Origin of the sequence: Desulfovibrio sp., from assembly GCF_009712225.1 — a bacterium.
GTDB lineage: Bacteria > Desulfobacterota > Desulfovibrionia > Desulfovibrionales > Desulfovibrionaceae > Desulfovibrio.
This window is the reverse complement of the sequence record NZ_WASP01000003.1, coordinates 376,980-394,590: the sequence shown is the minus strand read 5'-3', so window position 1 is coordinate 394,590 and position 17,611 is coordinate 376,980. Positions and strand designations below refer to the sequence as shown.

The 17,611-nt window shown below is 59.0% G+C and carries 20 protein-coding genes; 13 read left to right on the top strand and 7 right to left on the bottom strand.

Annotated elements, in window-relative coordinates; all coding sequences use genetic code 11:
- Positions 1–54 precede the first annotated feature (54 nt).
- The 5 genes from F8N36_RS02970 to F8N36_RS02950 all read left to right on the top strand — a co-directional run bounded on the left by F8N36_RS02970 (position 55) and on the right by F8N36_RS02950 (position 3,759).
- Positions 55–1,488: a trypsin-like peptidase domain-containing protein gene (locus F8N36_RS02970; protein WP_291331247.1), complete on the top strand. Its 1,434-nt coding sequence runs from the start codon at positions 55–57 to the stop codon at positions 1,486–1,488.
- Positions 1,489–1,706: 218 nt separating this feature from the next.
- Entirely contained in the window at positions 1,707–1,895 is a 189-nt protein-coding gene (locus F8N36_RS02965) for a ferredoxin (RefSeq protein WP_022658065.1), read from the top strand.
- Positions 1,896–2,049: 154 nt separating this feature from the next.
- Entirely contained in the window at positions 2,050–2,721 is a 672-nt protein-coding gene (locus tag F8N36_RS02960; protein WP_291331246.1) for a YkgJ family cysteine cluster protein, read from the top strand.
- 22 nt (positions 2,722–2,743) lie between these two features.
- Positions 2,744–3,136: a hypothetical protein gene (locus F8N36_RS02955; protein ID WP_291331245.1), complete on the top strand. Its 393-nt coding sequence runs from the start codon at positions 2,744–2,746 to the stop codon at positions 3,134–3,136.
- Complete coding sequence (locus tag F8N36_RS02950; RefSeq protein WP_291331244.1) at positions 3,133–3,759, top strand: tetratricopeptide repeat protein; 627 nt, start codon at positions 3,133–3,135, stop codon at positions 3,757–3,759. Before F8N36_RS02955 ends, F8N36_RS02950 begins: the two co-directional genes overlap by 4 nt.
- A 165-nt stretch (positions 3,760–3,924) precedes the next feature.
- Here F8N36_RS02950 and F8N36_RS02945 read toward each other — a convergent pair whose 3' ends face one another.
- On the bottom strand, positions 3,925–4,563 hold the full coding sequence (locus F8N36_RS02945) for a YigZ family protein (RefSeq protein WP_291331243.1): 639 nt from the start codon (positions 4,561–4,563) through the stop codon (positions 3,925–3,927).
- Entirely contained in the window at positions 4,560–5,108 is a 549-nt protein-coding gene (locus F8N36_RS02940; protein WP_291331242.1) for a cupin domain-containing protein, read from the bottom strand. Before F8N36_RS02940 ends, F8N36_RS02945 begins: the two co-directional genes overlap by 4 nt.
- Before the next feature lie 165 nt (positions 5,109–5,273).
- Here F8N36_RS02940 and F8N36_RS02935 point away from each other — a divergent pair, with 165 nt between their 5' ends.
- From F8N36_RS02935 to proC, 5 genes are all read left to right on the top strand, one after another.
- Positions 5,274–5,768: a rubrerythrin family protein gene (locus F8N36_RS02935; protein WP_291331241.1), complete on the top strand. Its 495-nt coding sequence runs from the start codon at positions 5,274–5,276 to the stop codon at positions 5,766–5,768.
- Between the two features lie 382 nt (positions 5,769–6,150).
- Complete coding sequence (locus tag F8N36_RS02930; RefSeq protein ID WP_291331240.1) at positions 6,151–7,479, top strand: S41 family peptidase; 1,329 nt, start codon at positions 6,151–6,153, stop codon at positions 7,477–7,479.
- 49 nt (positions 7,480–7,528) lie between these two features.
- A complete protein-coding gene (locus F8N36_RS02925; protein ID WP_291331239.1) occupies positions 7,529–9,058 on the top strand; it encodes a divergent polysaccharide deacetylase family protein in 1,530 nt (509 codons plus the stop codon).
- Positions 9,059–9,066: 8 nt separating this feature from the next.
- Entirely contained in the window at positions 9,067–9,483 is a 417-nt protein-coding gene (gene ndk / locus F8N36_RS02920; RefSeq protein WP_291331238.1) for a nucleoside-diphosphate kinase, read from the top strand.
- A 4-nt stretch (positions 9,484–9,487) separates the two neighbouring features.
- The gene (gene proC, locus F8N36_RS02915; protein WP_291331237.1) at positions 9,488–10,285 is read left to right on the top strand and encodes a pyrroline-5-carboxylate reductase; all 798 of its coding nucleotides are present in this window, start codon (positions 9,488–9,490) and stop codon (positions 10,283–10,285) included.
- A gap of 93 nt (positions 10,286–10,378) precedes the next feature.
- Here proC and F8N36_RS02910 read toward each other — a convergent pair whose 3' ends face one another.
- A complete protein-coding gene (locus tag F8N36_RS02910; protein ID WP_291331236.1) occupies positions 10,379–11,152 on the bottom strand; it encodes an AMIN domain-containing protein in 774 nt (257 codons plus the stop codon).
- Between the two features lie 41 nt (positions 11,153–11,193).
- Positions 11,194–12,171, bottom strand: coding sequence for a tetratricopeptide repeat protein (locus F8N36_RS02905; RefSeq protein ID WP_291331235.1), 978 nt, complete (start codon positions 12,169–12,171; stop codon positions 11,194–11,196).
- A gap of 84 nt (positions 12,172–12,255) precedes the next feature.
- Here F8N36_RS02905 and F8N36_RS02900 point away from each other — a divergent pair, with 84 nt between their 5' ends.
- Both F8N36_RS02900 and hypB read left to right on the top strand, forming a co-directional pair.
- Entirely contained in the window at positions 12,256–12,609 is a 354-nt protein-coding gene (locus F8N36_RS02900; protein WP_291331234.1) for a hydrogenase maturation nickel metallochaperone HypA, read from the top strand.
- Between the two features lie 119 nt (positions 12,610–12,728).
- On the top strand, positions 12,729–13,397 hold the full coding sequence (hypB, locus tag F8N36_RS02895; protein ID WP_291331233.1) for a hydrogenase nickel incorporation protein HypB: 669 nt from the start codon (positions 12,729–12,731) through the stop codon (positions 13,395–13,397).
- 94 nt (positions 13,398–13,491) lie between these two features.
- On the opposite strand, the gene F8N36_RS02890 is transcribed toward hypB, so the two are convergent.
- The gene (locus F8N36_RS02890) at positions 13,492–14,484 is read right to left on the bottom strand and encodes a peptidoglycan glycosyltransferase (RefSeq protein WP_291331232.1); all 993 of its coding nucleotides are present in this window, start codon (positions 14,482–14,484) and stop codon (positions 13,492–13,494) included.
- Between the two features lie 218 nt (positions 14,485–14,702).
- On the opposite strand from F8N36_RS02890, the gene F8N36_RS02885 reads away from it, so the two are divergent.
- Positions 14,703–15,461 (top strand): SPOR domain-containing protein, encoded by a 759-nt coding sequence (locus F8N36_RS02885; protein WP_291331231.1) that lies wholly within the window; start codon positions 14,703–14,705, stop codon positions 15,459–15,461.
- A gap of 8 nt (positions 15,462–15,469) precedes the next feature.
- On the opposite strand, the gene F8N36_RS02880 is transcribed toward F8N36_RS02885, so the two are convergent.
- Both F8N36_RS02880 and F8N36_RS02875 read right to left on the bottom strand, forming a co-directional pair.
- A complete protein-coding gene (locus tag F8N36_RS02880) occupies positions 15,470–16,018 on the bottom strand; it encodes a hypothetical protein (RefSeq protein WP_291331230.1) in 549 nt (182 codons plus the stop codon).
- A 27-nt stretch (positions 16,019–16,045) separates the two neighbouring features.
- Positions 16,046–17,497: a DUF1254 domain-containing protein gene (locus tag F8N36_RS02875; protein ID WP_291331229.1), complete on the bottom strand. Its 1,452-nt coding sequence runs from the start codon at positions 17,495–17,497 to the stop codon at positions 16,046–16,048.
- Positions 17,498–17,611 lie beyond the last annotated feature (114 nt).

Genomic DNA, 17,611 nt, shown 5'->3' with positions numbered 1-17,611 from the left:
ACGATTCAGTCAGCGTGCTTATGTTTGCGACGAGGTTGCAAGCAAGGATATTTTATGAAAACCACATCCAATCATATACAACGCTGCAGGCGCAGCCAGCCGGTCAGAGCCCGGGTAGTTGCAGCGGCGGCTGATACTGGTTTTGACGCGCGCTGGCTGTTTGTGTTGCTGGCGGTTGCGCTGCTTTTGTGTCTGCCCGCGCGGGCACGTGCCATTGCGCCAGACAGCCCCCGCCTGACCCCCGTGGTGCGGGCCGTGCAGGCCGTGGCCCCGGCGGTTGTAAACATAACAAGCACGCATATAGTTGAAGGGCAGAGAATTTCGCCCCTTGAGCAGTTTTTTGGCCCGGGGTTTCCGGGCTTGCCCGGTTTTGATGTGCCGGGGGGCCGCCGTGTAAAGCAGAAACGCGTCAGCCTCGGCTCCGGGGTGATTGTGGACGGTGAAAAAGGCCTTGTGCTCACCAACGCCCACGTTATCTCTGGCGGCGACGAGGTCATGGTGCACCTGCTGGACGGCAGGGAATTTCCTGCCGCCGTCAAGGGAGCAGACCCCGATTTTGACATTGCCGTGCTGCAGATCAAGGGCGCATCCAGGCTGCCAGCCGTAAAGCTGGGCGATTCGGGCGATATCATGCCTGGCGAAACGGTCATTGCCATTGGCAATCCCTTTGGGTTTAACCATACGGTGACAACCGGTGTTGTTTCCGCCCTCGGGCGCACCATACGCAACAAGGACGGCGCATTTACCGACCTTGTACAGACCGATGCCGCCATTAACCCCGGCAACAGCGGTGGCCCTCTGCTGAATATCGAGGGTGTGCTTATCGGTATCAATACAGCGGTAGACACGCGCGCCGAGGGCATAGGTTTTGCCATACCCATCAACAAGGCCCGCCGGGTCATGCACGACCTCATGAGCGCGGGCAAGGTGGCTCCGCTGTGGCTGGGCCTTGACCTGCAGGATGTGGATGGCCGCACGGCCATGGCGCTCGGGCTCAGGGATGCGGGTGGCGTGCTGGTTACCGCGGTGTTTCCCGGTTCGCCAGCGGCCAAGGCAGGCATTGCGCCCGGCGATATAGTTGAAAGCATCAATGCCTCGCCGGTGCGCGACAGGCGCGACTATCTTGATATTCTGCGCAACCAGACAGCTGGCACGGCCCTGCGCCTGCAGGTGTTGCGCGATGGTGGCCCGGTGAAGCTTGAGGCCACGCCAGAACCCTTCAGCGATGCCGATGCGCGCTCCTTGCTGGAACGCCGCTGGGGATTCAGCGTTGCGCAGACAGCGCAGGGTGTGGTAGTGCGTCAGGCCCGTGCTGGTGGCCCCGCAGATTTTCTGCGTCAGGGAGACCGCATAACCGCCGTGGGCGCTGCCGAAATACAGACCATGGAAGATTTTTTACAGGTTTTCAGGCGAGAGCGCATGTCTGGGCAGGTGTTGCTTCAGGTTGTGCGCAACGGCAAGGGGTATTACGCGCGATTGATTCCTTAACAAGGGAGCGGAGCGGGTAAGGTGTTGGAGTGGCAACTTTTTTTTAAAATGTGAATTTCGTGCGTCAGGGAAATGCAGTTCGAAACCCTGTAAAGTTTGTCTGGTTGGCAATTTCCGAACCGGCACTTGACAGGGTGGAAGCCTAAAGCTATCCATTGCACAAGCGGAATTTAGCCGCTTGAAAAATCAAGCAAGTCAATGCAAATTTGGAGGACACCATGGGTTATAATGTTAATGTTGACGTCGACAAGTGCGTGGGCTGTGGCGAATGCGTGGACGTGTGCCCCGTTGAAGTTTACGAAATCAAGGACGGCAAGTCCGAAGCCGTGAACGCCGAAGAATGCCTGGGCTGCGAATCCTGTGTGGAAGTTTGCGAAGTCAGCGCCATCACCGTTGAAGAAAACTAGGGATCGCATGGATGCCCCCGCGGCATCACATTGCTGACCTGTCCAAAGTTTTCATTGTGCCGCCCGGCGCGCACGCGCCAGGCGGCATTTTCACAGGCACAAGCCGTCTTCCGGCTATTCCTCCCCATGTCTTCCGCACTATCGCAGGATAACCATGATCCCTGATCTGAGCTCTATTTTTACCCGCTATGAAGCATTGCGGGCTGAAGTTGACGACCTTTTTGGCAGGGTGCGCGGGGCTTTTCCCCAGTGCGTAGTCTGCAAGGAAGGCTGCAGCGATTGCTGTCACGCACTTTTTGATCTTTCGCTTGTCGAAGCCATGTATATCCACAGGGCTTTTGAATCCACCTTTGGTCACGGGCCGCAGCGTTCCGCCATTCTTGAGCGCGCCTCAGAACTGGACCGCCGCGCCACGCGCATCAAGCGCGAACTGTACCGGGCAGAAAAAGACGGCGAAAGCCCCGAAGCCATCATGGAGAAAGCCGCCCAGGTCAAACTGCGCTGCCCCCTGCTGGACGAAAACGACCATTGCCTGATGTACCACGCCAGGCCTCTTACCTGCCGTGTTTACGGCGTGCCCACGGCCATTGCCGGGCAGGGGCATGTGTGCGGCTATTCCGCTTTTGAAAAAGGCCAGCCCTATCCCACCATCCATCTGGACAAGATCCAGAACAGGCTTGAAGACCTGAGCAGGGAAGTGGCCACCACCGTGCAGACCCGTTTCAAGGAACTGCACGATGTGTATGTGCCTTTGTCCATGGCATTGCTGACCCGCTACGATGAGGCTTATCTGGGCATTGGCCCGGCCAAGAAAGAAGAGGCCTGATCGGGCGTGAAAGGAGTTTGAGATGTACGGCAGCATTCCCGCCACCGTCTTTCGCGATGGAACGCCGCAACAGCTTACGGATGAGCAGGAAGCTCTCAAGCGCGAAATTTATGACCGCATGAATCCGCGCCGTCGCAAATTTGTTGATCGCATCGGTTATGACAACTGGGATCCGTTCCAGAAGCCCAACGAACCGCTTGATATGCGTACCGATGTGTCCAAGCGCACCACCCAGCAGCTGGTAAATGAATTTTTGAGAAACGCGGCCAAAAAAGGCCCGTATGGCAAGGCCTACAGCAAGGGCGCTACCGAATGCGCCCTTGGCGTGGTCAACAAGGACGAAAAGTACATGGGCATCTTTGATTTTTGCCGATGGTACTATGATCTTTTGAAAAAAGAGGGGCACATAGCATGAAAGCTCGCTACGATGACCTGGATGAATACATTGCCGACCTCAAGGCAGAAATTGCCCAAAACGAGCAGTGCGCTACCCACTACTACAATCTTGGTCTGGCCCTGCTGACCAAGCGCGACTTTGTGGCGGCAGAAGAAGCCCTGCTCAACGCCGTGCGTAATTCGCCCCACCTGGCCGAAGCCTACGTGCAGCTGGGCGGCATCTGCCTTGAACGCGGCGACCTCGACGGCTGCCTGCGCTACAACGAAGAAGCCGCCAACTGCCGCGCCAAGTTTCCCGTGCCGTGGAGCAACATTGGCTTTGTGCACCTGCAGCGAGGCGAACCCGACAAGGCCATTACCGCACTGAACAAGGCCCTCAAGTGGGACCCCAACTTTGTGCAGGCAAGAAGTGCCCTGTCTACTGCCTATTACATGAAGGGCGACTTTACCGCCTGCGAAACGGCCTGCAAGGAAGTGCTCAAGCAGCAGCCCGGCTTTGCCCCGGCGTGGAACAACCTTGCCCTGGCCCAGTTTGAAATGGGCCAGTTCACCGATGCCGCCGAATCTGTCAAAAAGGCCCAGGCGCTTGGCTTTGAAGTGCCGGAAGGCTTTATTGAAGAGCTCAAGGCGCAGGGCGTCTAGTCAGCGCTTGCTGAATGAAACTGTTCAGGGCCGCCGGGATTTTCCGGCGGCCCTGTTTTTTTGATAGATGTCTGTCTGGCTCAAAAGGCAGCCCCCACAACTAAAAAAGGCCCTGCTATTTGTGCCGCAGGGCCTTGGTGCATTTTTACATAAATACGTATATGGTCAGTCTGTGCTTTCTTCTGTCAGCACGCTGCACTGGGCGGCTCCGTTGCTTATGCCAGCCAGCGCCACCGTAAAGGCATCCACATGTTCCAGCGGCAGGCGTAGCTGCATGCGGGCATCAGCCTGATATTCTTCGCATTCAATACGGGCTTCAAAGGTGGGCAGCATGCGACGCAGGGCGTCCAGGTGTGCATAACCAAGGGTCAGCTGCAGGCTGCATTCCGGCACGCGCTGGCGCAGGGGCAGGGTGGCGAGATTTTCGCGCACACTGTCCTGATAGGCCCGTACAAGACCGCCCGTGCCCAGTTTTACGCCGCCAAACCAGCGGCTGACCACAACGCACAGTTCGCCAACGCCGCCGTGCAGCACGATCTGAAGCATGGGTCTGCCAGCTGTGCCGTGCGGTTCACCGTCGTCAGATGATCCAATTTGCGCCGTATCCCCCGGCGCGCCAGCGGCATAGGCCCAGCAGTTGTGTGTTGCGTCGGCATGCAGCCGGCGGATCTGTTCAACAAAGGCACGCGCCGCAGCCGGGTCTGGCGTATGGGCGCACTGGGCTAAAAAGCGGCTTCGGCGAATGACAATCTCTGTGCAGTGCGGTTGTTGCGGCGCAACATCCGGCACGGCATATCGGGTCATTCGTCGTCACCACATCTTCTGCATACCTCGCGCTGGGCATCGCTCAGCGGCGGGCAAAATTCGCGGATGCAGTCCTTGGCCTTGGGGTAGCGCAGGGTCAGTTCCTCCGGCTGGCCGATGCGCAGATCGTCCATGTCAAAGCCGGGCGAAACCGTACAGCCCACCAGGGAAAAGGCCGAACCGGGGGCGGGCGTGGCACCAAACCAGCAGCCGCCGGGAACGGTAAACTGCAAGTGCTGGCCAGCAAAAATATCGTGCCCCAGCGTTACCTCGCGCGGGTGACCGTGCGTGTCTATGCAGGCCAGACGCAGGGGGCCGCCCAGATAGAAGTGCCACAGTTCATCCTGACGGATGCGGTGCAGGCGCGAGTAATGCCCCTGCTCAAGCAGAAAAAGAATGGCGGTGGAAACAGGCCGTGGCCCAACAAACCCGCAGGGCATCTCTTCTGCTGAAAGAATCTGCGGGGCTTCATAGGTGCGATAAAAGAACCCCCCTTCGGGGTGGGGACGCATGCCGAAATGGGATATGATTTCTTGGGCGTTCATAGATTCCTTTTAGCTTGTCATACGCTTCTGCGCAACGGGGACAAGGGGGGAGGGCATGCCGATTAATTTTATTTTTTTGAAAAAAAGCTTTACAAGCCCAGCTGAATTCTTTAATTAGTAATTGTTCCTGATAAAAACAACTTCTTCACCAAGGAGACTATCCAAATGAGCAACACCCACGAAAACCTTATGTCCGCTTTTGCTGGCGAATCCCAGGCCAATCGCAAGTACCTCGCCTTTGCCGCCGCAGCCGACAAGGAAGGCCTGCATCAGGTTGCCAAGCTGTTCCGCGCAGCCGCAGCCGCAGAAACCGTCCATGCCCATGCCCACCTGAAGAATGCAGGCAAAATCGGCGACACCGTGGCCAACCTCAAGTCTGCCATCGAAGGCGAAACCTACGAATTCACCAACATGTACCCCGCCATGATCGAGCAGGCCAAGGCCGAAGGTCAGGCTGCGGTTGCCAAGTATTTTGACTTTGCCAACCAGGTGGAAGAAATCCACGCCAACCTGTACAAGAAGGCTCTAGAAAATCCCGCTGGCCTGCCCGCCACCGATTACTACGTGTGCAAGGTGTGCGGCTACACCCACGAAGGCCCCTGCGATGCCTGCCCCGTGTGTGGCGGTGGTGCTGCTGCCTTTTTCAAGGTTGAAGACTAATATCTGATAAAAGGTCGGCCTGACTTCAGACTGATATGGCCGATTGACAGGCAGAGGCTGCCCTTGGCTGACTGTGCCTGATCATGCGACCGATATGCGCCGGGAAGAACTGACGATACTCTCGAAGGTTTGACCCGGCGCATGGTGTTTAAGAGGGCTGCGATGGCGTGGTCCCCAAGCCGAAACCTCTGTTGTGCTGCCGCTCACAGTGGTTTGCCAGTGCGCAAATTACGCCTTTTGGCGTTGCATTTTGACGTGAAAAGGGTCACTATCCGGCTGGTGCGCGGCCCCTGCTTTGGCTGACGCTGCTGCACCCCCTGCGCTGCGGCTGTTGGCTTGCGGCGCTGTCTTTGTCCATTACGTATGTGTGGAGATCGTTGATATGCGTCTTCTTGTCCGTCTTAGTGTTCTGGTGCTTCTGCTTGCCGTGGGCGGTATGGTTGCCTTGCCGGGCGCGCCCATGTGTGCCGAAAAAAAAGAAGCGTCCAAGGAAGCCCCCAATAAATTTGACGCGCTCAAGCGCTTCAGTCAGGTTCTGGATCTGGTTGAGCGTTATTATGTGCGCGATGTGACGCAGGGCGACCTCATCAATGGCGCGGTAAAGGGCATGCTTCAGGGCCTTGACCCGCATTCTACCTTTATGACCGCTGATGAATACAAAGAAATGCAGGAGACGACCTCCGGCGAATTCTTTGGTATTGGCATAGAAATTTCTATGGAAAACGGACAGGTTACAGTGGTGACCCCCATCGAGGACACCCCTGCCTACCGTGCCGGTCTCAAGTCGGGCGATATCATCCTGTCCATCAACGGCCAGCCCGCCCAGGAACTTTCGCTGCAGGAAGTGGTTTCGCGCATCCGTGGCCCCAAGGGCTCGGAAGTGGAACTGGCCATCATGCACAGCGATGCCAAAACTCCGCAGACCGTACGCATTGTGCGTGATGCTATCCCGCTTATCAGCGTGAAATCCAAAAAACTGGAAGACGGTTACTACTGGATTCGTCTCACACGGTTCTCTGAGCGCACCACCGAAGAACTGAGAGATGCCCTCAAGGCTGCCGACAAGGAAGCCAAGAACGCTGGCGGTGTCAAGGGTATTGTGCTCGACCTGCGCAACAACCCCGGCGGGCTGCTTGACCAGGCCGTGAGTGTTTCCGATACCTTCCTCGACAAGGGCGTGATCGTTTCCATCAAGGGACGTCGCGATAATACCGACCGCGTGTACGAAGCCAAAAAGCAGGGCGACGACATCCATGCGCCCATGGTGGTGCTGATCAACGCCGGTTCCGCCTCTGCCTCCGAAATCGTGGCTGGCGCGCTGCGTGACCAGAAGCGCGCCCTCACCGTGGGCGAGCGTTCCTTTGGCAAGGGATCTGTGCAGAACATTATTCCCCTTTCCGACGGTTCTGGCCTCAAGCTGACTGTGGCCCTGTACTATACGCCCAGCGGCAGCTCCATTCAGGCCGAAGGTATTGTGCCCGACGTGGAAGTGCCCTTTGAAGCGCCCCGCACTGACGAAAAGGAGAACTCCCGCCTGATGGTGCGCGAGCAGGATCTGAACCGTCATATCGAAAACGGCAAGGACAAAAAGTCGTCCAAGACCAAGGGCAGCAAGGAAGACGCCGCCGAACAGCTGGCGCGTGACAACCAGCTGCGCATGGCCCTGCAGATGGTCAAGAGCCTTCCCAAAATGCGGGAAATTAGAAACTAACCCCTTTCACCGCAAGGCGAGCGGGCAGGTATAAACAAGGGTGTTGCCATTGCGCGACACAAAATCTTCAGACAGCCTTTCGGTCAGCCCTTCGCGGCCAGCCGAAAGGCTGTCTGCTTCTACAGGGCTGGCCGTGGGCGGCGTGTTGTGGCTTGTGCTCAGCCTCGTTTTTTCGTGCTGGGTGCAGTGGCGCATGCAAGACGCGTCCGACGCGCCGTCATTCCTCAACTCTGCCTCCCGTTCTGCCACAGATATTGCTGCCCCGGGCATTGCCAAGCCGCAGTCTCTCCCCCTCGCCCTTGCTGTCTCACATACGGTGTGGCGGGCCTTTGACCAAACCCTTGTGCTGGATCTGATAGACACGCTGGTTGCCCAGGCATTGCCCCAGACCCTGCCCCTGGCACAGTGGCAGCGCGTGCTGCTGCCGCAAAATGGCGCTACGGGCGATCAGCCTGGCGACGATGCCGTGTTTGGCGGTGAGGCCGGGGCTGCGGTGTCGCCTTCATTGTCAGGTTCCTCTGCCATTCTTCCCGAACATGCTTCTGCAGCAACGTCAGCTGCGCTCACGCCCCCCGTGGCAGGCTCACTTGCGCAGCAGCTGCCATCGCTGGCAGGGGTGGGCGGTGTGCGGCAATTTACCGTCAGTGGGCCCTGCGCCCCCTTGCGGCTGGGGTTGGCCCTGCTGGAAGGCCTAACCGCACGGGCCGGAACGCTAAAATCTGCGGGCGCGCGGGCGGATGTGCGGTGGTCCCCCCACGGGGCTCTTGAAATCCTACTCAATCATCTGGTATACTATGTTGTTAGGTTTCCTGGGCATGTGGGGCAGCTGGCAGATCTTGCGCAGCCCCTGCCAGAAGTGGCGCTGGCTCTGGTTATTGACGACATGGGGCAGGGGGCCGAAGCTGCGGACGAAGCCGCCGCGCTACCCTTTGCCGTGACTTTTTCCATCTGGCCCAGAGCTCCGCACGCCAGTAAAGTGGCTGAAATTGCAGCAACCAGGCGGCTTGACTGCCTTTTGCATCAGCCCATGGAACCACTGCCGAGGGCTGACCACCGACGGCCCGATCCCGGCCCCGGCGCGCTGCTCACAGGTATGAGCGCGGAAGAAATAAGAACGGTACTGTTCAGTAACCTGCGGGCACTGCCCACGGTGATTGGCCTGAATAACCATATGGGATCAGCCTTTACAGGCGATGTTTCGCTGTGCAGAACGCTGGTGGGCATGTTGAACGGCCACGGGCTGGCCGTGCTCGACAGCGTGACGCGTTCGGACCCGAAGCTGGCGCTTGCCGCCAGAGAAGCCGGGCTGGTTGCCCTTGCACGCGATGTTTTTCTGGATACGCGCCGCGACACTGCGGCCATCCTTGTAGCGCTGGACGCGGCGGCAGCCCGCGCCCGCGCAAAAGGTATGGCTGTGGCCATTGGTCATCCCTATCCCGAAACCCTGAGCGCCCTGCGCCAGTGGGAGGACAGGGAAGGTGCGGCGGTTGTGCCACTGCGGCGCATCATCTGGAAACTGGCCCAGGACAATGCCGCTGCTGCGGCAGGTACCCATTCCCTCAACAATAATATGGAATAGGAGTAAGCATGCAATCCACTTTCGCCATTATCAAGCCTGACGCAGTTTCGCGCAATCTGACCGGGGAAATTCTGGCTGCCATGGAAGCTTCCGGCCTCAAGATCGTGGCTCTCAAGCGCTTGCACCTTTCCAAGGCGCAGGCCGCCGGCTTTTACGCTGTGCACAAGGAACGCCCCTTCTTTGACAGCCTGACCGAATACATGTCCTCCGGCCCTGTGGTTTGCGTTGTGCTGCGCGGCGAAGACGCTGTTCCGCGTTGGCGTGCCCTTATGGGGGCCACCAATCCGGCTCAGGCCGAACCCGGAACCATGCGTCACAAGTATGGCCAAAGCCTGGAAGCCAATGCTGTACACGGTTCGGACGCCGCTGAAACCGCGGCTTTTGAAATAGGCTACTTCTTCAGCGGCCTGGAAATCACGGAGTAATACTATGGCGCTCACTATCGGTTGCGTCGGTTGCGGCAATATGGGCGGGGCCATCATGGCCGGTCTTGCCCATAAGGGTGGTTACAGTCTGTGTGGATACAACAGAACCGCTGCGCGCATGCGCCCTCTTGAAGAGCTTGGCGTACGCGTGCTTGAAAGCCCCCTGGCCGTGGCGCAGGCCGCCGACGTGCTGGTATTGGGCGTCAAGCCCTATCAGGCTGCTGAAGTGCTGGAGCAGATGCGCCCGGGGCTGACGGTTGAAAAGACCGTGGTTTCGGTTGCTGCCGGTGTGAGCCGCCAGCGGCTGAGCGACGCAGTGGAAGGCCGTTGCCCTGTGGTGCGCTGCATGCCCAACACTCCGGCTCTGGTGGGCAAGGGTGTTTTTGCCCTGTGCTTTGAAGACCCCACCCTGCCCGATGCACGCAAGTCCGATGTGCTGGCGTTTTTTAACGCACTTGGCGTGTGCGTGGAGCTGTCTGAAAGCAAGTTTACGGCTTTCTCGGCTCTCATTGGCGCAGGTCCGGCCTACGTGTTTGCCATGATGCAGGGGCTGGTGCAGGCAGGGGTTACCCTTGGCTTTCAGCACAAAGAATCGCGCGATATGGTTGCGGCTCTTTTTGGCGGCTGCGCCACAATGGTCGAGCAAAGCTCCAAGCCGCTCATGCAGCTGCGCGACGACGTGTGCTCACCCGGCGGGCTGACCATTGCCGGTGTGAACGTGCTTGACCGCGAGGGGCTCATCGGCCTGCTGGTGGATTCCGTGCTGGCTGCCAATGCCCGCGGCAAGGAAATGGAAAGCTAGGCATGCGCTGAAAGACTGCCTTGGGCAGCATGCAAAAACCCCCGGCTGTTCGATGAACAGCCGGGGGTTTTATTGTTCCAGCAGGCAGAATTTCTAGTGATCCAGCCGGATATCCAGCGTGTGACCGTCCTTGGAAAGAATAAATTTGGGCTGAACCTTGCCCGAAAGGTCAATGACTATGCGTGTCTTGTCGCTGTCCTTACCAAGGCGCACGTTGGTAACCGCAGGGTTCTTGGGTACGCCCGGAGCCTTGATCTGCCACTTGCCGTCAAGGTCGATAACCAGACGGTCCGGTCCGCTGAGCTGCATGTTTTTGTATACAATGGGGGCAGCTCCCACCAGACGCACAGTGGCGCCCTTGTCACGCGCAAGCACCACAAACTTGGTGATGGTCTTGTGCTGGGGAGCGGCCTTGGCGGCCTTTTCCTTGGTGGGTTCAGCCGCAGCCGTGGTTTTTTCGGTAACCGGAGTAACGGGCTTGGGCTGTACCACCGGCTTGGCCACTGCAGGCTGCGGGTCGGACGATGCAAGACTGCTGACTGGGGCGCTTTTCTCGTCCTGTTTCAGGCTGGGAATGGGCGCTCGGGCCGGGGCCTCGCTGCTGGCATTTCGGTCTGGAATGCCAGCCTGCGATTGCGGGGGCAGATAGGGCTGAGGTTGCATGCTGGTACCTGGGCCGCCTGCGACATTGGGAGCGGCAACGGGGCTGCCTGCCCCAACGGGCGGGGCCGCATCAGGCGGGGTAACTGGCGCGATAATGCCAGCAGGGGTTGCGGGTTCGGGCTTGCGGAGGCGTTCGTTAAGCATGATAAGCGCCATGCCCAGAACGCAGACAGCCACAAGAAGACTGAGAATAACTTTGTTCATGCCGAAAGGCTCCTGCCAATGACTTGGGTTGAAACAGCCGCTCAGCGCTGACGCGCGGCCTTGGCCGCGCTACGCGCCTGCTTGAGCTCGCGGATATGTTCCAACAGCTTGAAGTAGAGAGGCTCTTCGCTCGACACGCTCAGGGCCGCAGCAACATGGGCTGCGGCTTCATCGTACATGCCAAGTGAACACAGAATGCGTGCCAGGTTGAAGTGGGCGTGATCGTCTTCGGGGGCCAGTTCCACTGCCTTGCGTGAAAACAGCAGGGCCAGGTCTGGCTGTGAGTTTTGACGCAGACGAACGCCAAAATCGCGAAACATGTGCTTGTGCGAGGGCGTGATCCCTTCCTTGGTGTGCGCCAGCTGCTCAAGGGCTAGCAGAGCGGCCTTGCGTTCGCGCGGGCGCTTGAGGCGTAGCAGGGTTTGCCGGAATGTTTCCCTCAGCTTGGTTTCCACCACCTTGGCCTTGCGGGCGGCTTCCAGGTCATAGGCCTTTTTGGGGCCGGCCTGAACAGCCTGCGCGGCTGGTGCAGCCGGGGGCTGGCCTTCTTCGTAGCGTACGGCGGTGACACCCGTGGCTGCGCGCGTGGGAAAGGGCAGGGGGGCCTGATCGGCCTTGCCCGTTACAACCTGTACGGAATCGGGCAGTTTCCCTTTGGGCTTGGCCATTTCGAGAGGGGCAAAACCGGGGTTGGCAGCTGGGACTTCCGCTGTTTTGCGCACGGGTTGGGGGGCAGACGAACTGGCATCGGGCTGGGGCGCGACCGGTCTCGCCTCAAAATGGCTTAAATCCGGCGTAACCACAGGCATAGCCAGAATGTTGGGCTCTGCCTTGAATTCGCGGAGAAATGATTTGGCGCTAATACGTTCCACTTCTGCAACAGGCTGGAACGCGGCGTTGAGCTCTTGCACTGCGTATGCTCCGTCAGGAAGTTCCCAGACGAAGAAGTGCGTTTTGCTGCGGCTAGCTGTCCAGTCGGCAGAGAAAGAGAAGACGCCAGAAAATTTTGAGCGACGCATGGGCAAAATGTACATTATTTGTGTCGAATAGCAAGATTCGCTTCTGGCCTTTACGGAACCGGGTCTTTGGGCTAGCATGACCCAATGCACGAAATGTCCATAGCGCAAAGCCTGTTGCAGATGGCAGAGGATGAAATAGCCCGTCAGGGCTGCACCCGCCTGGAAGTTGTGAGCGTGACCTACGGCTCGCTTTCTGGAGTTGTGCCCGAATCGCTGCAATTCTGTTTTGAAACCATGGTGCACGGAACCCCGCACGAGGGCGCGCGGCTGGAGCTCAACGAGCTTCCTCTACGCTTGCGCTGTTCGGCCTGCGGCAAGGTTTTTGGCGGCGAGGGGCAGGATGCCCTGTGGCTGCCGTGCCCCGGTTGCGGCGAGCAGTTTGGGCATGTGGTTGAGCAGGGCAGGGAACTGTACCTCAACCGTCTGGAAGCCAGCTAGCCCTTTGCTCTCCTGATTTACAGGAGCCGCAGGTTTGCTCTTTCAATACCGTCTTCGTCTTGATCTTTTTGTTTCTGGCTCATGACCACGCCGTACAGGCGGCAAGCAAGGAGAACTGAATGCAAATTCCTGTGGTTCGTAATGTATTGGAAGCAAACGAAAAAATGGCCGTGCATGTGCGGCGGCTGCTTTCTGAAAAAGGCATACTGGCCCTGAATCTCATCAGTTCGCCCGGCGCTGGCAAAACCACATTGCTTGAACGCACCCTGAGCGACCTGGCTGGCGAATTTCGCATGGCCGTGGTGGAAGGCGACCTGCAGACAGACAACGACGCCCGCCGCGTTGCCGCCACCGGCGCGCAGGCCGTGCAGATCAATACCGACGGCGGCTGCCACCTCGACAGCAATATGATCCTTACCTCGCTGGAGAGCCTCGACCTCACCGGCGTGGATATTCTTTTTATCGAAAACGTGGGCAACCTTGTGTGCCCCGTGGAATTCGACTGCGGCGAAGACGCCAAGGTGGCCCTGCTGAGCGTAGCCGAGGGCGACGACAAACCGGAAAAATACCCCCTGCTGTTCAACCTTGCCAGGGCGCTTGTGCTCAACAAGACAGATCTGCTGCCCTATGTGGATTTTGACCTTGCGCGCGCCCGCAATTTTGCCACCAAGCTCAACAAGGATCTTGATATTTTTGAAGTGTCCTGCCGCAAGGGCGATGGCCTTGAAGGCTGGTACAACTGGCTGCGCAGCATGCGCGCCGCCAAGAAGGAAGGTCGGCTGGGCTAGTCCCACCACCTTTGACGGTAAAGTTAAAAGGCATCCCCGGTTTGGCCGGGGATGCCTTTTTTGTGTCCTTGTCTGGGAGCTCGAAATCAGGTTTCTAGTGTGATTCTTCACTCTCGCGGTAGGCGGCCACATCCACCACAATATTTTTTGAAGTGGGGCGCAGGGTTATGGTAAACAACTGCACATCGCCGTTGGGCGCGTCCGCATCGGCCAGCTTGGGCAGTATGTCTGTGGGAGCCAGCATGATTGTGGCCTCGCCCTTGCCAGCAGCCAGAAAATACTCCAGCACCTGACGTAGCATATCCTTCTGCTTGGCCAGATCCATGGAGGGCATCTGGGTAAAGTTGATGTCCAGACCGGGTAGCTCTGCCTGCCAGGGGCTGTACTTCTGGTCGTAGAGGGCCTGCATCAGCTTGTCGACGGTTTCGTGGTCAAGCTTGCGGCGCAGCTCCATGTGGTCGAGTACCTGAGCGGCCTTGCTGGCGGGCTTGCCTTCGGGCTGGGCAGGTTCCAGGCGCGCTGCCCATACCATGCCCGCAAAGCCAAGGCTGGCAAGCACGGCATCGTTGTCGTCGCGTTGCGGGGTGGCGCTCAGCAGGGCGCACACGTCCTTCATGGGCATGCCGGGGCGAAAACGGTCAAGGGCGCACACCGGGCCCGCATCGGGACCGGGCAGCAGGCTCTGCACCTCGCCCGAGAGGCGCTGGGGCTCGGCCTTGGGCGCGGCCAGTTCAATCACGGGCTTGTCGCCCATGCGCAGGGTCATGGTCTGCGCCTTGTTCAGGGGCACATCCTTGAACAGCCACAGGGCGAGGCCCGTGTCAATGCGCAGGTTTGTGAGCGCGCCCGGGTTTTCAATATCGTCCTTGCCTCCAGGAGGCATGTCGAGCCGCACAAAGTGCATGTTGCGGCCAGTCTGAAAGCCCATGCTCAGCACGTCTTCACCAGTGGCGTTGACGAGGGACAGAATCTGTGGCTCGGGACCGGGTTTGGCAATATGCGCTGCCAATGCGGCATTGCCAGAAAGCCCAGCCAGCACAAGACAGATGACCACATATATGCGAAAAAACCATAGGGCCTTGGTCATGGCATTACTCCATATTTTTTTGCTTGGAGTCATAATAGCAGAGCGCGGGGCTGCCCCGCAAGCGGCCAGACCGCCTGTTGCGGGCATTCGCATGCCAGAAGGCAAGGAGAAGAGGGACACTTTACGCCTGCCGCATGCATTGGTATGGTTGCCACCGCCAACGGCCTTGCAGCCCTGCTGCGACTTTTGAGCAACAAACCCCAGCATCAGGAGATTACATGCCTCCACAGAGCCGTCAGAATTCATCGGATCAGGCAACTGAAAAAAAATGTCTGTGCCTGCGCCCTTCATCCCTGCTGGCGGCAGTTTTTCTTGTGGTGGCGGCGGTGGTGCTGGCATACCTTGGCGGCGTCATGAGCGGCAGAGCCTACTGGAAGGCGCATCCGCAACCGGTGGCCGCCAAACAGGCGGCGCCTGCCAGCGGTGCGGTTTCACCCGCCACTGCAATGGATGACGATGGTCCCAACCCCGGCGGCCCCGCAGCAAAAGCAGGCGAAGAAGGCGCAGAACCCCGGCAGAAAGTTCTGGCAGCGGAAGAACTGCGTTTTTCACGGGTGCTGCGCAACGATGCCGCCACGGGCGATGCGCCTCTCAAACCCATGCCGCCCATGACTCCCGTGCAGCCAAAGCCTGCGGGTGTTGTGCAGGCCGGTGTGCCCCAGGGCGCAAATGCAGGCGCGCAGGGTCAGAGCGCAGCCCAGCCTTCGGGAATAGTCAAGGCACCGCAGGTGTCGGGGCTCTTCGACTATGTGTTTCAGGTGGGTGCATTCAAGGATGCGGATTCCGTGGATTCCCTGCGCCAGCGGTTGGAGGGCCGGGGCATGCGCACCAAGATGGAGCGTTCCGGCAAACTGTATGTGGTGCTTGTGCTGCTGCGCGGCGACGATGCCAGAGCGGCGGAAGTGCTGCGCGCCACCGAATCCATGGGGCTGGGCAAGCCCATACAGCGCAGCCGCAAGCCTGTGTTGCAGCAGTAAACCAATGCCTACGGAGCCGCAGGTATAAAGCGCGGCTCAAGGCTGCCGCGCACCACGTGGCGCTGGGGCAGCATGGCCGGGTTGGTGCCGCCACGTAGCGCAGCCAGCATATCTTCTGCCTGCTCAACCTCGCCGCTGCACAAAACCGCCATATACAGGCCTGCCTGCGGGTCTGCCCCCACAGTTCCGGCAGTTTCCACACCAAGGGCGTCCTTGCCTCTGAAAACATACTGGTTGTCAGCCCGCCGCACCGGCTCGCGCACACCGGCTGCCGCTCGCAGCAGGGCGGCCACATCGGCCGCGTCTGGCGGGCCTGCCGTTTTGCCCACCAATATGCGCGCGTGTACGGCTTCATCCGGCCCGCTCAACGATAAAATCCACGTTCCGCCCATGTCTGCCGGGGCTTCTGCCTGCCAGCCTGCGGGCAAATCAAGCAAAAACCAGCCATAGTCCTGAGCCTGCGCCCCTTGCGACGCAAAGCCCAGAACCATGAACAGGTTTATCACCACTGCCGTAATCACAGCCGTGGACAAGCGGCGTGTTCTATAAAAAAACATGCTGGTCCCTTGCGCGTGGTTGCGCGTCTAATCGTTCAGTTCCACCCGGGGTGGCTGCCATGTGCCCTTGCCCAGGGGCAGCACCGACATGCCCTGCGTTTCGGGCCAGTACAGGCGCATCACCAGAAAGATGGGGCCGTCGGGCGCGGGCAGCCAGTTGCTTTCATACTTTTTGCCGGGCGAATCGCGCTGGATCAGGATAGTGAGTGAACCATCGGCGTTTTTCTTCATGTCCGGCAGCATGGGAGAATTGATGAGGTAGCGGTCAATGGGGTTCTTGATGAGCAGCTGGGTTTTGCCGTCGTACATGGTCACCGACCAGAACGCCCTGGCCGGGGGGTACTGCCCTGCGGGAATGGTGATGCGGTATTTGTGCCTGCTGCCGTCGAGGGGCGTACCGTCGGCCAGTGTTCTTGTCATGGGGTACACGGCTTCTTCCGCATCGTTGCCGTAAATGCCCGCCTTGGCACCGCCAGCCCGTTTCAGCCAGTTGCCGTTGAAGTATTCTCGGTTGCCAAAGGGCGAGCTTACTTTCCAGCCGTTAACACGTATGCCGGGGCCGTTGATAGAGGCGTCAACCATGGCTTCGCCTTTTTTGAGCCCGCGCAGCAGCGCCTCCTGACAATCCTTGGGCAGGGCGGTAAAGTCAAAACGCTTGCCTGACACCACTCCAATGCTGGCAAGCTGGGCGCGGATAGTTTTTTCTTCCGGCGCGGCTGGGGCAAACTGCATGGCAAAGGCCAGATAGTCAAAAAATTCCGGTTTCACAAAATTCTGCCCAATGTTGGGGAAGAGTGGTATGGGCAGGGCCGGGGGCGGGGTTTGCCCCAGATAGGCCGAACGCGTCTGCACTGCATAGCCTGTCTGGAATTTTTTGACGTTTTCAATATCTGCGGGGCTGAAAAGCTGGGTGCGGAACAGCGCCAGGGCAAACTGCGTGCTGGAGCGGAATACGGCCATGCCCGCAGGGGCGGTGCCTTGCCATTCCGGGGCCACTATCATGTAGCTTCCGCCTTTATTGCCCGTGGTTCTGCTGCCGATGTAGCCAAAGTTGTAGGTGTTTGCGTCCACCAGCTGCACGCTGAAATAGCGCCCGTCGGTCACAGGCGGTACGCTGATCTCCACCGGCTCGGCCCGCAGGTCAAGGCAGGCAAAGGAGTAGGGGGTGTCACTGTTGGGCGTTATGACCACCGTATCCTTGTAGGTAAAAACCCGTGCTCCGTTGAGCAGGTGATTGAACGGGGCTTTGTACTGTGGCGATGTGGTGTCTATGGAATATTCATAGGTAATGGCATAGTGCATCACGGTGGGCAGTCCGTACACATAGCCCTGCGCTGCGATGTTTTCCACCGTGGCGGCGTCGGGAAAGGTTCCTGCCTGTTGTGCGGCAACGCCGTGTGGTGGGAAAGCCAGCGCCGCAAGCAGACAGATGGCCGCGGTCAGACATGTCACCCGGAATCTAGGCAAATGCTCTGTCATGTCGCCCCCTACAGGGTTGAATATGTGGCTTTGTTGCCAACAACACCTGCTTGCACCACAAGACCGGGGAAATCAACTATTGCATCAACAGTTGGTTCATATGTGATGCGCGGC